Source organism: Bacteroides nordii, from assembly GCF_019930665.1.
GTDB lineage: Bacteria > Bacteroidota > Bacteroidia > Bacteroidales > Bacteroidaceae > Bacteroides > Bacteroides nordii.
In genome coordinates this window covers 1,317,980-1,331,046 of record NZ_CP082886.1, presented here as the reverse complement: position 1 = coordinate 1,331,046, position 13,067 = coordinate 1,317,980, and the positions used below count along the sequence as shown (strand labels likewise).

General features: G+C 50.0%; 15 protein-coding genes and 1 pseudogene. 13 read left to right on the top strand and 3 right to left on the bottom strand.

What is annotated here, in order from left to right:
- Positions 1-167 precede the first annotated feature (167 nt).
- The 4 genes from K8P02_RS05120 (at position 168) to K8P02_RS05105 (ending at position 2,741) form a co-directional block, all read left to right on the top strand.
- Positions 168-590, top strand: coding sequence for a dihydrofolate reductase family protein (locus K8P02_RS05120; RefSeq protein WP_004293871.1), 423 nt, complete (start codon positions 168-170; stop codon positions 588-590).
- Positions 591-828: 238 nt separating this feature from the next.
- Positions 829-1,434: an RteC domain-containing protein gene (locus tag K8P02_RS05115; RefSeq protein ID WP_004293872.1), complete on the top strand. Its 606-nt coding sequence runs from the start codon at positions 829-831 to the stop codon at positions 1,432-1,434.
- 103 nt (positions 1,435-1,537) lie between these two features.
- Entirely contained in the window at positions 1,538-2,017 is a 480-nt protein-coding gene (locus K8P02_RS05110) for a Panacea domain-containing protein (protein ID WP_004293873.1), read from the top strand.
- The gene (locus K8P02_RS05105) at positions 1,986-2,741 is read left to right on the top strand and encodes a hypothetical protein (protein WP_004293874.1); all 756 of its coding nucleotides are present in this window, start codon (positions 1,986-1,988) and stop codon (positions 2,739-2,741) included. The genes K8P02_RS05110 and K8P02_RS05105 overlap by 32 nt, the downstream gene beginning before the upstream one ends.
- A gap of 52 nt (positions 2,742-2,793) precedes the next feature.
- Here K8P02_RS05105 and mobC read toward each other — a convergent pair whose 3' ends face one another.
- The 3 genes from mobC to mobA are packed head-to-tail and all read right to left on the bottom strand — an operon-like array spanning position 2,794 to position 6,488.
- Positions 2,794-4,803, bottom strand: a complete 2,010-nt coding sequence (gene mobC, locus K8P02_RS05100; protein ID WP_004348455.1) for a conjugal transfer protein MobC — start codon at positions 4,801-4,803, stop codon at positions 2,794-2,796.
- A 30-nt stretch (positions 4,804-4,833) separates the two neighbouring features.
- On the bottom strand, positions 4,834-6,081 hold the full coding sequence (mobB, locus tag K8P02_RS05095) for a conjugal transfer protein MobB (protein WP_004348454.1): 1,248 nt from the start codon (positions 6,079-6,081) through the stop codon (positions 4,834-4,836).
- Positions 6,060-6,488: a conjugal transfer protein MobA gene (gene mobA / locus K8P02_RS05090; protein WP_004291488.1), complete on the bottom strand. Its 429-nt coding sequence runs from the start codon at positions 6,486-6,488 to the stop codon at positions 6,060-6,062. Before mobA ends, mobB begins: the two co-directional genes overlap by 22 nt.
- Before the next feature lie 173 nt (positions 6,489-6,661).
- Between mobA and K8P02_RS05085 the strand changes: the two genes are divergently transcribed.
- The 9 genes and pseudogenes from K8P02_RS05085 to K8P02_RS05045 form a co-directional block, all read left to right on the top strand.
- Positions 6,662-6,883 carry a hypothetical protein gene (locus K8P02_RS05085; protein WP_162173721.1) on the top strand — a complete coding sequence of 74 codons (222 nt, stop codon included), beginning with the start codon at positions 6,662-6,664 and terminating at the stop codon, positions 6,881-6,883.
- Positions 6,884-6,908: 25 nt separating this feature from the next.
- Positions 6,909-7,160: a hypothetical protein gene (locus K8P02_RS05080; RefSeq protein WP_009037593.1), complete on the top strand. Its 252-nt coding sequence runs from the start codon at positions 6,909-6,911 to the stop codon at positions 7,158-7,160.
- 36 nt (positions 7,161-7,196) lie between these two features.
- The gene (locus K8P02_RS05075) at positions 7,197-7,958 is read left to right on the top strand and encodes a ParA family protein (RefSeq protein WP_004348452.1); all 762 of its coding nucleotides are present in this window, start codon (positions 7,197-7,199) and stop codon (positions 7,956-7,958) included.
- A gap of 2 nt (positions 7,959-7,960) precedes the next feature.
- The gene (locus K8P02_RS05070) at positions 7,961-8,401 is read left to right on the top strand and encodes a DUF3408 domain-containing protein (protein ID WP_004291503.1); all 441 of its coding nucleotides are present in this window, start codon (positions 7,961-7,963) and stop codon (positions 8,399-8,401) included.
- A 2-nt stretch (positions 8,402-8,403) separates the two neighbouring features.
- On the top strand, positions 8,404-8,757 hold the full coding sequence (locus K8P02_RS05065) for a DUF3408 domain-containing protein (RefSeq protein ID WP_004348451.1): 354 nt from the start codon (positions 8,404-8,406) through the stop codon (positions 8,755-8,757).
- A gap of 15 nt (positions 8,758-8,772) precedes the next feature.
- Entirely contained in the window at positions 8,773-9,501 is a 729-nt protein-coding gene (locus tag K8P02_RS05060) for a hypothetical protein (protein ID WP_007487622.1), read from the top strand.
- 201 nt (positions 9,502-9,702) lie between these two features.
- On the top strand, positions 9,703-10,020 hold the full coding sequence (locus K8P02_RS05055; RefSeq protein ID WP_002560983.1) for a DUF4134 domain-containing protein: 318 nt from the start codon (positions 9,703-9,705) through the stop codon (positions 10,018-10,020).
- A gap of 10 nt (positions 10,021-10,030) precedes the next feature.
- Positions 10,031-10,363, top strand: coding sequence for a DUF4133 domain-containing protein (locus K8P02_RS05050; protein WP_004291514.1), 333 nt, complete (start codon positions 10,031-10,033; stop codon positions 10,361-10,363).
- Positions 10,360-12,747, top strand: a pseudogene (locus tag K8P02_RS05045) (TraG family conjugative transposon ATPase); the annotation flags it as partial. The gene K8P02_RS05050 and the pseudogene K8P02_RS05045, both read left to right, overlap by 4 nt.
- Positions 12,748-13,067 lie beyond the last annotated feature (320 nt).

The window sequence follows — 13,067 nt, the reverse complement described above, 5'->3', positions numbered from 1 at the left end:
AAATCTGGTAAATTGGAACTACGGAGACGATTGCGTGATGCTTATGCTATGCTTACGCATAGCGTGCATTCACGTACTCTCCGTAAAGGCTTTACCAGAGCCATCGCTTGAAGGTAGTGTGAATTGCACGCTACTTTTTTACCCTTGCCTAACGAAAGGAAACGATTATGGGTAAAGTTCAGATTCTCGCCGTACTGACGATGGACGGATGTCTTTCTTCAGAGTTATATGATAAAGCACATCAGGATTTGTGCCTTGACCGTTGCGGTCTTGATGAAATCAGGAAGAAAGCCCTTTACCGTGTGACACCGGACTATTCCATTTCAATGCTGCACGAATGGAGAAAAGACGGCACAAACATCCGTTACCTCGCGGAAGCCACACTGGATACGGCAGATTATATAAACGGACTACTGCGTATGCACGCTGTGGATGAAATCATACTATACACCGTTCCTTTCATATCCGGAAGCGGACGACATTTTTTTAAGTCGGCTCTGCCAGAGCAACACTGGACGCTTTCCTCCTTGAAAAGCTATTCCAACGGTGTATGTCGCATTATCTATATCCTTGATAAAAAAGCAAGATAGCCAAAATGTGCGGCAAGCATACATTTCTATTTTCAGGAATAGAATAAATGTTCTGATTACAAACAATTTAAGTCGGAGATAATTTGTCCTTGTGAAAAAATATTGAATTTTATACCTCTGAAATCCAGTACTTTGTAAAATTGAGTGTTGGATTTTTTATTTTCTGCCGCGTTTTTTGCCAATTATATTCATGTGCGCACGCAGAAAACAAAGTGTAATTTTCAAAATTGACAGAACCATGAATTATTTCTTGCTGGCGGAAACCGACTTTTTCCGCCTGATAAACGAAGCCGGTGACTGCAATATGGAAACGGCATACACGGCTTTTGCCACCCAAGTGATCGAACTGTGTAACGGTAGCATGGACGCGAACCTTACCGTCATCGCGCTTGCCTACATCGAAATCGAGTTGCAGCACCATCCCGTGCGCAACCTGTCAGAAGAAAAGAGAGAGATTGCCGCCTATGTCAGCAAGGCCCTGTCTTTCGTGAGGAAGATGCAGAAATTCCTTGCCACGCCCCAAGTGCCGCCACTGATATCCGCCAACAACACAACAGAAACCGCCACCAGCCTCCTGCAATGGACGGGCAATGCCATCGACCTCGTGGAACTTATCTACGGCATCGACGAGATGGGCTGCATCAACAACGGCAACATGCCGCTCAAACAGCTTGCCCCGCTCCTTTACAAGATATTCGGGGTTGAGTCGAAGGACTGCTACCGTTTCTACACCGATATCAAACGCCGGAAGAACGAAAGCCGCACCTACTTCCTTGACAGAATGCAGGAGAAATTGAACGAGAGGATGCTGCGCGATGATGAGTTGGATCGTATGAGGAGATAAAAAACAAATTCATTAGAATAAATCACATCAATTCAATTCATTATTTTGTTATATTAGAAAAAGATATTAACTTTGCATTGAAATTGATATAGTCATAATTCAGATGAACTCAATACACGATATAACAGACTACATTATCTTACGAGTAAAATCGGAAGATAGATTTGCGTCTTTAATAAATTTAAAGTTGCAGAAGTTATTGTATTATGTTCAAGCATGGTCTTATGGTATCAATAAAAAACCTATGTTTGACGGCGAGTTTGAAGCATGGATTCATGGTCCGGTAAATCGAGAAATCTACAATCGATTTAATTCTACAAAATATCTCTATTCAGAAATCAATATTGATGATTGCATGAATCACAATGTGAGTTTATCATCAGAAGACGCTGAATTCATTGACTTTATATTGGAGAATTATCTTAAATATAGCGGTGCTGAATTAGAACGATTGTCCCACAATGAGATGCCTTGGATTGAAACACGTGGAGATTTAAATGTAAATGAGCGTTGTGACAAGGTTATTACTCCAGAACTAATGATTGAGTATTATGGGAAAAAATGGGAAACTATTAAATCTTAATTCAGATTCTCCTAAATACGGAAACAAATCATTAGTTACCAAAGAACAAGAAAATGAGTTAAAGAGAAGGAAGATAACTTTTTCCTTCTCTTACTTTAAGCAGATACCTAATTTTCAGATTGGAGAGTGTTCTAAGGGATGGCATATTGGGCTTCTTGAAAGATTAGGTGCTTTGGGTACTATGACACCGCAAGAAGTATTAGAAGAAAATAGAGGTAGTATTGCATTAAGATGTCATCCAATAGATTGGAGTGCTAAAAACATTCCTATTCAACGAAAAGATTTAGATTGGCTACCAAAAGAAATATTGGACAATGAGACAGATTTTCCAATAATGCAATTTTCGATAACAAAAAGTACGGGGCGTATTGTAGGTTATTTTGATCGGGATTCTTCTATATTTCACATAGTATTATTAGATCCTGAACATAATATACAACCGGCAAAGAAAACTAATTATCAAATACAACCAACTACAAAAGGGTTATCTCAATATGATGATTTATTAAATAAGTTGGAACGAATTAAAAGTATCGTATCAGATTGTTCTGATAAAAAGTGCAAATTGCATTCACATATTAGTGTTATAGAAGAATTACATGACAATATTGTTTATATAGGACTTGATAATGACTTCTATAGCACTTATCAAGAAATCTTAAAGAAAATTCCATTGCAAAAAATTTTGGAAAACGGAATCTTAGTAAGTATGGATAATGCTTAAGTTCTAAAAAAATGAAGAAAGGTTTATGGTAAGCCTTTCTTCATTTTTTTATTTACTTCTGCTGCAACAGATATTTCAGGTTATCATCGCCCGCGATGCGCTCCAGTTCCTCCTGCACAATCTGCTTCACCTCTTCCTTGATACGCCGGTAGTTCGCCTGCACCGTTTCTTTCATGCGGTCGTTGCCGTCCTCGTCCGTGAAATCGGTAATGACCGGAATTTTCTTGTAGGCACGTTCCTCCCGCTTCACCTTCTCGGCATCCACCACAATCTCGCAGTGAAAAATTTTCTGTTCGATACGTTCGTTGAAGTTGTCGGACACCGAACCGACAAACATTCCCTGCGTCAGACCGGAAATCTTGCTCGGCGGAATGAGCGCATCCATCTGCGTGTTGATGGAGGTGGAAACATCCTGCCGGTTGATGGAGATAGACTGCCGTTTCTGCAACACCTTACCGAACCGTTCCGATAGTGTCTTTGCCGTTTCACCTACCACCTGCCCGGAGAAAATGTTACCGACCGTATTCATCACCACTTTCGCCTCCTTATCACCGTAGTCGCGCACCAGCTGGCTGAAATCCTGAAATCCCAGACACACGGCAACCTTGTTGCTTCGGGCGGTGGCTATAAGGTTGTCCAACCCCTTGAAGTATATCGTGGGCAGCTCGTCGATGATGACCGATGACTTCAGCATTCCCTTCTTGTTGATGAGTTTCACGATACGGGAGTTATACAATCCGAGAGCCGCCCCGTAGATGTTCTGACGGTCGGGATTGTTGCCCACGCATAGGATTTTCGGCTCTTCGGGATTGTTGATGTCCAGCGTAAACTCGCTGTCCGACATCACCCAATAGAGCTGCGGGGAAATCATCCTCGAAAGCGGGATTTTCGCCGACGCTATCTGCCCCATGAGCTGCTCCGCAGCCCCTCCGAGCCAAGCATCCATGAACGGGGAAAGGTAGTTTTCCAGCTCCGGGTAAGAGGTCAGTATCGGGAAAATATCCTCGTAGCGGCGGTTCAAAAACTCGATGGCATGGGGAAACGTGCAATACTTCCCGTTCTGATAGATTTTGAGATACCAGATAATGCTGGCAAACAAAATGATAGGTGACTCCACGAAGAAGTCGCCCTGCTTTTGCACCCAAGTTTTATTGAGGTTAAGCATTATCGTGTAGGCACTCTCGTAAGCGTCCGTAATATCCTCCATGAAATCCGGGTGTATGGGATTGCAACGGTGTGAGCGTCGCGGGTCGTCGAAATTGATCACATAGAATTTCGGCTTCACCTTGTAGCCCTCCGGGTGGTTCAGCAAATGGTTGTAGGCTATGGTGGACAAGTCACTGAATTTGAAGTCATATACATACATCGAGAAGCCCTTTTCAATCTGTTGCTTGATAAAATTGTTTACCACGGCGTATGACTTGCCGCTGCCCGGCGTACCCAACACGATGGACGCACGGAAGGGATTCACCACATTGATCCAGCCATTGTTCCAACGCTTTTTGTAATAGAAGCGTGTGGGCAGATTGACCGAATACTCGCTTTCGATGAGCCTCGTTTCCTGCATGAAACTCTCATTCTCGTTGTTGAAAACATCCTCCATCAGATTGTGTTTCAACAGGCGGCTCATCCACAGCCCGCCCATCAAAAGACAGACATAGCCCGTGCCGATGGTAAGGATATACAAGCCCGTCACCGCTTCAACCGGCAGCGGCAGAGCCAGTATCCACCAGTTGAGGAAAAACAGCACGAATCCGGCGGCGAGTGCCGTCCATATTCTTCCCCAAGTGATTTTCTCGCCCTTGACCCCTTTCGTACCCAGACAGGACAGGGCAAGCAGCAGGACGGCAAACAGTTTCGTGTACAGAATGGAATGGAACAGCCCCGCCGTGCGGTCGAAGTTCAGAAGGATTTTGTCCACCACACCGATGTTCACGCCCCATAGCCGGATGGCTTCGTAGCAGAACCAGTACACGTTCATGACCACTAAAATGATACTCACGGCACGCAGAAAATCCATGATTTTCGCCAATGCCCTCAAATCGTCTTCTTGTTGTGACATACATTGATTTTTTAATTGTTGATACTCCGATTACAAACCCAAGCCCTTGCGCTTTTTCTTCTTTTTGCGCTTCATCGCCCGGATGAAAGCCTCTTCCTCGGCATCTACCGCCGGACCTTCGGGAGTGAGCAAGCCCATTCCGCCCGATACGTCTTCACGGTCGTATGCGGTCTGTCCGTGTGCCTTGTCCGCAGCATCCATAGGGATGGATAACGGTATCGGCGGTTGTCCGGCGTATGGCAGGGTGAAGTGTTCCTGCAAGGCATTCGCCGAAAGCTCCTTGCCCATGCGCGAACCGTTCAGCACACTCCCCGTGCGGTGGTCGATGAAGGTAGCCCCGTAGATGCGCCCTTCCTCCGTGTAGCGCAGTACGGTGTCGATGCCCTTCTCTTTAAGTTGGGAAACAAACCTATCCTTGTCATAAGTGCCTTGCAGCACGGAAAGAACGGTACGTTTCGTCATGTCTGCCAGTTTCCTGTCCTTAATCTCCGATCTGGAACGTACAAACTTCTTCTGCATGGCTTCATAGCCTGCGGACTTCCCGAAGAGCGAGGACTTGAACGGGTTGCCCACCTTGTTGCCCCTGCCGTCCGTGACGGAATAGACCAGCCCGTGATATTCCCGTCCGCGCACGTTACCCCTCGCTTCCTCCACCGTCAGGTTATAGATGGAAAGGAGCGCACGGTATTCGCCCATCGTCTGGAAACGGTACTGCCCGTTCAGAGCTTTCACGGTGTTGCCTACCTGTTTCTTCACATCGCCTGCCGATGCGTCCACCTTGCTTAGCGGCGTGTCAAGACGGCGGTTCCTGCGCTCCGCATCGTGCAGCCCGTATTTCTTCTCCAGCTCACGGGTGATTTGTTTGCTACGATAGTAGTTGTTCTTGTCGCTGATACATTTCCCGTTCTCGTCCACCCGAACCGTCACGATGTGCAGGTGGTGGCGGTCGATGTCCTCGTGCTTGAAAACAAGATAAGGCTGGTTGCCGAAACCGAGTTTTTCCAGATACTCGCGGGCTATATCCTGCAATTCCGCATCGGTCAACGCATCCTCCGGATGCGGGTTGAGCGAAATATGCACCACCGGCTTCTCCACCTTCATCTGTGGCGGCATGAAGGTGAGAAAACCCTCCATCGCCTTGTTGATGTCCACCTTTCCCGAACCGTCATTGTAGATGCGGTTGGTCGTAAGCAACCGCCCCTGCGCCTCGTTAATCTTCTCCCCGTTATAGGCAATCGCGCCGTACAACGAGTTTCCTACACTGATTTTTGCGACCATTTCGCCTCCATTTCCCTTGAAAGTTCCACAATCCGGCGGCTCAGTTTCACGAGTTCGACGGTGTGTTGCTCTAATTTGTAGAGCAACGCCATCGCCTTTTTCTCTGAAAAATGCAGCCTCAGTTCCTTCACGACTTGGTTGTAATTCGTACCCACGGCACGGAACTGTGCATGAAAATCCGACAGTTTGGTGTAATAGTCCACCAGCGTCTTGTCCACCTTAAGCACCTTGAACGGCTGTCCGAAGAAGTGCGCCTTGAGGAAAACCGACCGTGCATAGACACCCGATTTTCCGAACATGGCGAGGAAACGGTTGTGTTCCTCCTCATTGAAACGGACGGTGTAACGGTACACCGCCGGATCAAGTTTGGGATTTCTCCCTGATTTGCTTTTCCTTTTCTCTTTCATATTACTTTGGATTTAGCGGATTGACGGCATAAGCCGCCGCTTCGGATTACAGCACCGCAGTTTTGAAAGGCTTCCCGACTTCGGAGGGAAAGCCCGCCCCCTGCAAGGGCAAGGCGTTTTCCGGGATGCTCAAAATATTTTGAGCGGCTGAAAACATACCTTGCTATGTTCAGGTGAACATAAAAATCCGTCAGGGGACGGATGGGAAGATACCTTTCAGGACTCCGGCTGTGCCACCATCGGCGAACCCTGCTGTCCGGGGGCAAAGTTACGTCCTTAAAGCGGTATCGGACAGACGCTTGACCCGGTCAATGACTGCCAACCGGCGCAACGTGCTGCCAATTGCTTGGGAAGTGATACAAGTTCCAAAATATACTTGTTTATTTGCAGCATGATTCAAGGAACCAACGATTTGAAGATATGAGAAACGGAACATTCAAATACCCGGAAAACCGCTTCTTCGGACACTTGCCGAAGCGGATACCCGAACCGTCGGAACCCCGGTTATCCGACAATCCGGTGAAGTACGGATTCAATGACTTCATGACGCAGTGTCGTCATTCATCACTTGTTCGCCGCACCGCTTCACCACAGAACCGGATACGCGATGACCCGCCCGTGTGTCTGTTCACTGAAGCGGATAATGTAGCAACCAAATCCGCATATAAATAGAAAAAGAAATCTTCAACAATTAAAATAAATGGAACTATGAGTAAGGAAATCTTCGTTGCATTCGCAACACAGAAAGGTGGCATCGGCAAATCCACTGTCACGGCACTTGCCGCCAGCTACCTGCACAACGTGAAAGGCTACAATGTCGCCGTCGTGGACTGCGACGACCCGCAGCACAGCATCCACGGGCTGCGCGAACACGAAATGGGGCTTATCGACAGCAGCACCTACTTCAAGGCTCTCGCTTGCGACCATTTCCGCCGGATCAAAAAGAACGCCTACACCATCGTCAAGAGCAATGCGGTGAACGCCCTCGACGATGCCGAGAGGATGATTGCCACTGAGGACATGAAACCCGACGTGGTGTTCTTCGACATGCCCGGCACGCTCCGTAGTAACGGCGTGATAAAGACGCTCTCGCAGATGGACTACATCTTCACTCCGCTGAGTGCCGACCGCTTTGTCGTGGAGAGTACCCTGAAATTCGTCACGATGTTCCGCGACAGGCTGATGACTACCGGACAGGCGAAAACAAAGGGGCTGCATCTGTTCTGGACGATGGTGGACGGCAGGGAGAGGAACGACTTGTACGGCATCTACGAGGAAGTGATAGCCGAAATGGGCTTTCCGGTACTTTCCACCCGCTTGCCCGACAGCAAGAAGTTCCGCCGTGACCTTTCGGAAGAGCGCAAGAGCGTTTTCCGCTCCACCATCTTCCCGATGGACACGGCACTGCTGAAAGGGAGTGGCATCCGGGAGTTTTCCGAAGAGATAAGCGACATCATCAGACCGCAGTGAGCATGGGCAGCAGGAAAGTGAACACGGAAGGCATCGACGAGGAACTGCTGTTAGCCTCCATCGGGCGGCGCACACAGGACGGGACACTGCGCCCCGCACAGGAAGTACCCGCAGCTGCACCGACCGAAGAGGACACCGCCGCACCGGAACCATCTCCTGTGCAACCCGTAACACGGGAAAAAGCGCAGAGGGAAAGTGGACGCCGGAAAAGGCAGGACGAGGACTACAACGAGCTGTTCCTGCGCCGCAACGAGATAAAGACCCGCCAATGTGTCTATATCAGCCGTGACGTCCACGGCAAGATCCTCAGAATCGTGAACGACATCGCCGGAGGGGAAATCTCAGTAGGCGGATATGTGGATACCGTGCTGCGCCAGCATCTGGAACAGCACAAGGAGAGAATCAACGAACTGTACAAGAAACAACGTGAAGATCTGATTTGAAAATGGAAAAAGAAATGACACCGAATGAAAAAAGACCACAGCAAGACTGCGGAGGTATGTTTGCCCAAGTGCAGGCGAGTGTGGAAATACTGTCGCCTGTCCCGGTAACCGACAAATGCTGCGAGAAGGACTATGAACGTCTGTTCATCCGCGACCCGGAAGTAAAGGCACGTGAGGGGAAAATGGCGTATGTGCGCCCGGAGTACCACGAGCGTATCATGCGCATCACCCGTGTAATCGGGCATGACCGGCTTACGCTGTCCGCCTATATCGACCATGTGCTGACGTACCATTTCAACCAGTGCGAGGATGCGATAAAGAGCCTTTATGCCCGAAATTACAATTCAGTATTCTAACCAAAACGGAAGGATATGAATTACACAATTAGCATGACAGACATTCTGCTGGCGGTATCGGTCGGCTGCAACCTCTGGTTCCTGTTCCTGCTCCTTTACGAGCGCATCATGGACACGCGGATTGTCCGCTTCTTCAAGGGCATTGCCGGATTATGGCGGTCACTGGACGGGAATGAGGCTAAACGCATAGCGGCACACGAGGAAGTCCCTGCGGAAAAGGCGGACATCATCGGCGAGAGCCGTTTCAGGATGGCATCCACCCGGACAACCGCTGCCATACCGACGCAAGAAGCCGCCACTTCGGAAAAAGGCATTGAGCTGTCGGAGGAAGAGGCTACTTTTGACGACGGAAAAACGGGAAACGCATCCCGCCCGGCACAAGTCCCGGAGGAAAAACTCGATGAGACCTTCACGAGCATACCGCCGGAGGAACTGGGATACGGGGACGACGAACCGGAAGAGGACGCCTCGGACACGCCACGGGCTTCGGGCAGCAGCTTTGACGAGATTGACGACGCCTGCAAGACCGCCAAAAACCCGGACGCGACACAGGCGGAACGTGAAAAGGCGGCGAAGGTGTTCACCGACATGGAGGGCACGGAGTTGTACGAGAAAATGATGGAAGGCTCTTCGGAGATAGGCATCCGCATCAAGGGGCTTATCGAGATTCGGCTGAAGAAATCTGAAAAGGAGTTCGTCGTGCCGGACAACATCGAGGAGTTCGACATTCGCAACTATGTATGACAACAATAAAAGAAATGAACATGAAAGAATGACATCAACCCACGCGGCGAGGAAACGCAAGGCGCATCCCCATCCGCAACGGACACGCCCACGTCCGTGGAAACAAACGGGCATCCACTAAAACCAAAGTAAAGAAACAAAGTATCAACCGCCCGACAAAGGACCATCCACCCTTTTGACGGCAAAAAACAAGAACAGTTTATGAACAAGAACATCTTGAAAAACAGAAAAGCAATCCTCTCCGCGGCACTTGTCATCGCCGCAACCGCCTCCGCTTTCGCGCAGGGAAACGGCATCGCGGGCATCAACGAAGCCACCTCTATGGTGAGTTCTTATTTCGACCCCGGAACTAAACTGATATACGCCATCGGTGCAGTCGTCGGGCTTATCGGGGGCGTAAAAGTGTACGGCAAGTTTTCATCGGGCGACCCCGACACCAGCAAGACAGCCGCCTCGTGGTTCGGCGCGTGCATCTTCCTGATTGTTGCCGCCACCATCCTGCGCTCATTCTTCCTTTAATAAATAATGTATGGCTGAATACCCAATCAACAAGGGTATCGGCCGTCCGGTAGAGTTCAAGGGCTTGAAGGCACAGTACCTCTTCATCTTCTGCGGAGGTCTGCTGGCTCTCTTCGTCCTGTTCGTCATCCTCTACATGGTCGGTATCGACCAGTGGATATGTATCGGCTTCGGCGCGGCATCGTCCTCCCTCCTTGTATGGCAGACCTTCGCGCTGAACGCCCGGTACGGCGAACACGGGCTGATGAAATTAGGAGCGGCACGGAGCCATCCCCGATACCTTATCAACCGGCGGCGGATAACCCGTCTGTTCAAACGACAACGAAAGGAAGAAAGACAATGAGGAATACATCGAAAATGACAACACTGGAAAACAGGTTCCCACTTTTAGCGGTGGAGCATGGCTGCATCATCTCAAAGGACGCCGACATCACGGTGGCTTTCGAGGTGGAACTACCGGAACTTTACACCGTGACGGGTGCGGAGTACGAGGCGATACACAGTTGCTGGTGCAAGGCTATCAAGGTGCTGCCGGACTACTCCGTCGTACACAAACAGGACTGGTTCATCAAGGAACGCTACAAACCGGAGCTTCAGAAGGACGACATGAGCTTTTTAAGCCGCTCTTTCGAGCGTCACTTCAACGAGCGTCCGTACCTGAAACACACCTGCTACCTCTACCTGACCAAGACAACAAAGGAGCGTAACCGGATGCAGAGCAATTTCAGCACGCTGTGCCGGGGACATATCATCCCGATGGAGCTGGACAGGGAAACCACGACCAAGTTCTTGGAAACCTGCGAACAGTTCGAGCGTATCATGAACGACAGCGGGCTTGTCAGGCTGCGCCGCTTCTCCACCGACGAGATCGTGGGGACGGAGGGTAAGGCGGGACTTATTGAACGCTACTTCTCGCTCATGCCAGAAGGTGACACCACCTTGCAGGACATCGAGCTTTCGGCAAGGGAGATGCGCATCGGCGACAACCGCCTGTGTCTGCACACCCTCTCCGACGCGGAAGACCTGCCGGGCAAGGTGGCTACCGACACCCGTTACGAGAAGCTCTCCACCGACCGGAGTGACTGCCGACTGTCATTCGCCTCCCCGGTGGGGCTTCTGCTCTCCTGCAACCATATCTACAACCAGTATGTGCTGATAGACAACAGTGAGGAAACCTTGCAGAAGTTCGAGAAGTCCGCCCGTAACATGCAGTCGCTATCTCGCTATTCAAGGAGCAACAGCATCAACCGCGAGTGGATAGACCAATACCTGAACGAAGCCCATTCCTACGGACTGACCTCGGTACGGGCACACTTCAACGTCATGGCGTGGAGCGACGATGCGGAGGAACTGAAGCATATCAAGAACGACGTGGGCAGCCAGTTGGCAAGCATGGAATGCGTGCCGCGCCACAACACCATCGACTGCCCGACACTCTACTGGGCGGCGATACCCGGCAATGCGGCGGACTTCCCGGCGGAAGAGAGTTTCCACACCTTCATCGAACAGGCGGTGTGCCTGTTCACAGAGGAAACCAACTACCGCAGCTCGCTCTCGCCCTTCGGCATCAAGATGGTGGACAGGCTCACGGGGAAACCGCTGCACCTCGACATCAGCGACCTTCCGATGAAGCGGGGTATCACGACCAACCGCAACAAGTTCGTGCTGGGTCCTTCGGGCAGCGGCAAGTCTTTCTTCATGAACCACCTCGTGCGCCAATATTATGAGCAAGGCGCACATGTGGTATTGGTGGACACGGGAAACTCCTATCAGGGCTTGTGCGGCATGATCCGACGCAAGACAGGCGGAGCGGACGGTGTGTATTTCACCTACACGGAAGATAAGCCCATCAGCTTCAACCCGTTCTACACCGACGATTACATCTTCGACGTGGAGAAGAAGGACAGCATCAAGACCCTGCTGCTGACGCTCTGGAAGTCGGAGGACGACAAGGTGACAAAGACGGAGAGCGGCGAGCTGGGCAGTGCCGTGAGTGCCTATATTGAGCGCATCCAATCCGACCGTAGCATCGTGCCGTCGTTCAACACCTTCTACGAGTATATGCGTGACGACTACCGCAAGGAACTGGCACAGCGTGACATCAAGGTGGAGAAGTCCGACTTCAACATCGACAACATGCTCACCACCATGCGGCAGTATTACCGGGGCGGACGCTACGACTTCCTGCTCAACTCCACGGAGAACATCGACCTGCTCGGCAAGCGGTTCATTGTCTTCGAGATAGATTCGATTAAGGAAAACCGCGAACTGTTCCCCGTCGTGACCATCATCATCATGGAAGCCTTCATCAACAAGATGCGGCGACTGAAAGGGGTACGGAAACAGCTTATTGTGGAAGAGGCTTGGAAGGCTCTCTCTTCAGCGAACATGGCTGAATATCTGCGCTATATGTACAAGACAGTCAGAAAATATTACGGCGAGGCAATCGTGGTGACGCAGGAGGTGGACGACATCATCAGTTCTCCGGTGGTCAAAGAGAGCATCATCAACAACTCGGATTGTAAAATCCTGCTTGACCAAAGGAAATATATGAACAAGTTCGACCAGATACAGGCGTTGCTCGGACTGACGGAAAAGGAGAAGTCGCAGATACTCTCCATCAACATGGCGAACAACCCTTCACGGCTCTACAAAGAGGTGTGGATAGGCTTGGGTGGCACACAATCGGCGGTCTATGCCACCGAGGTCAGTGCAGAAGAGTATCTGGTGCGCCCGTAAAGGGAATTTGACGAATGTCGCTTTGGCAAGCGACTGGGCAAGTGTTTAAAATGCCCATTAACAACCGCTAACCGGAGGGGAAAACCCCACAAGGGAACATAGCACGTTGGTAAAGCCATAAGTCAGCCAACTGTCAGGCTGCGACCGAATGGCAAGTTAAAATGATAGATATGAGGATAAAGCCTGCATTGGTTGAACGATAGTCCGAGCAGTCGTATCCTTGGGCAATGACGGAAGACAGTTGAATAATTCTTCGGAATTATACCGTTATGTTGCGGTACTACACTGATGACACGTAGCAGGAGTAG

Excerpts from the sequence above, each read along its gene's own strand:
- mobA (WP_004291488.1), bottom strand. The coding sequence starts at position 6,488 with ATGAAAGAGAAAAGGAAAAGCAAATCAGGGAGAAATCCCAAACTTGAT.
- mobB (WP_004348454.1), bottom strand. The coding sequence starts at position 6,081 with ATGGTCGCAAAAATCAGTGTAGGAAACTCGTTGTACGGCGCGATTGCC.
- mobC (WP_004348455.1), bottom strand. The coding sequence starts at position 4,803 with ATGTCACAACAAGAAGACGATTTGAGGGCATTGGCGAAAATCATGGAT.
- K8P02_RS05055 (WP_002560983.1), top strand. The coding sequence starts at position 9,703 with ATGAACAAGAACATCTTGAAAAACAGAAAAGCAATCCTCTCCGCGGCA.
- K8P02_RS05065 (WP_004348451.1), top strand. The coding sequence starts at position 8,404 with ATGGAAAAAGAAATGACACCGAATGAAAAAAGACCACAGCAAGACTGC.
- K8P02_RS05080 (WP_009037593.1), top strand. The coding sequence starts at position 6,909 with ATGAGAAACGGAACATTCAAATACCCGGAAAACCGCTTCTTCGGACAC.
- K8P02_RS05115 (WP_004293872.1), top strand. The coding sequence starts at position 829 with ATGAATTATTTCTTGCTGGCGGAAACCGACTTTTTCCGCCTGATAAAC.
- K8P02_RS05050 (WP_004291514.1), top strand. The coding sequence starts at position 10,031 with ATGGCTGAATACCCAATCAACAAGGGTATCGGCCGTCCGGTAGAGTTC.
- K8P02_RS05075 (WP_004348452.1), top strand. The coding sequence starts at position 7,197 with ATGAGTAAGGAAATCTTCGTTGCATTCGCAACACAGAAAGGTGGCATC.
- K8P02_RS05060 (WP_007487622.1), top strand. The coding sequence starts at position 8,773 with ATGAATTACACAATTAGCATGACAGACATTCTGCTGGCGGTATCGGTC.
- K8P02_RS05120 (WP_004293871.1), top strand. The coding sequence starts at position 168 with ATGGGTAAAGTTCAGATTCTCGCCGTACTGACGATGGACGGATGTCTT.
- K8P02_RS05105 (WP_004293874.1), top strand. The coding sequence starts at position 1,986 with ATGGGAAAAAATGGGAAACTATTAAATCTTAATTCAGATTCTCCTAAA.
- K8P02_RS05110 (WP_004293873.1), top strand. The coding sequence starts at position 1,538 with ATGAACTCAATACACGATATAACAGACTACATTATCTTACGAGTAAAA.
- K8P02_RS05070 (WP_004291503.1), top strand. The coding sequence starts at position 7,961 with ATGGGCAGCAGGAAAGTGAACACGGAAGGCATCGACGAGGAACTGCTG.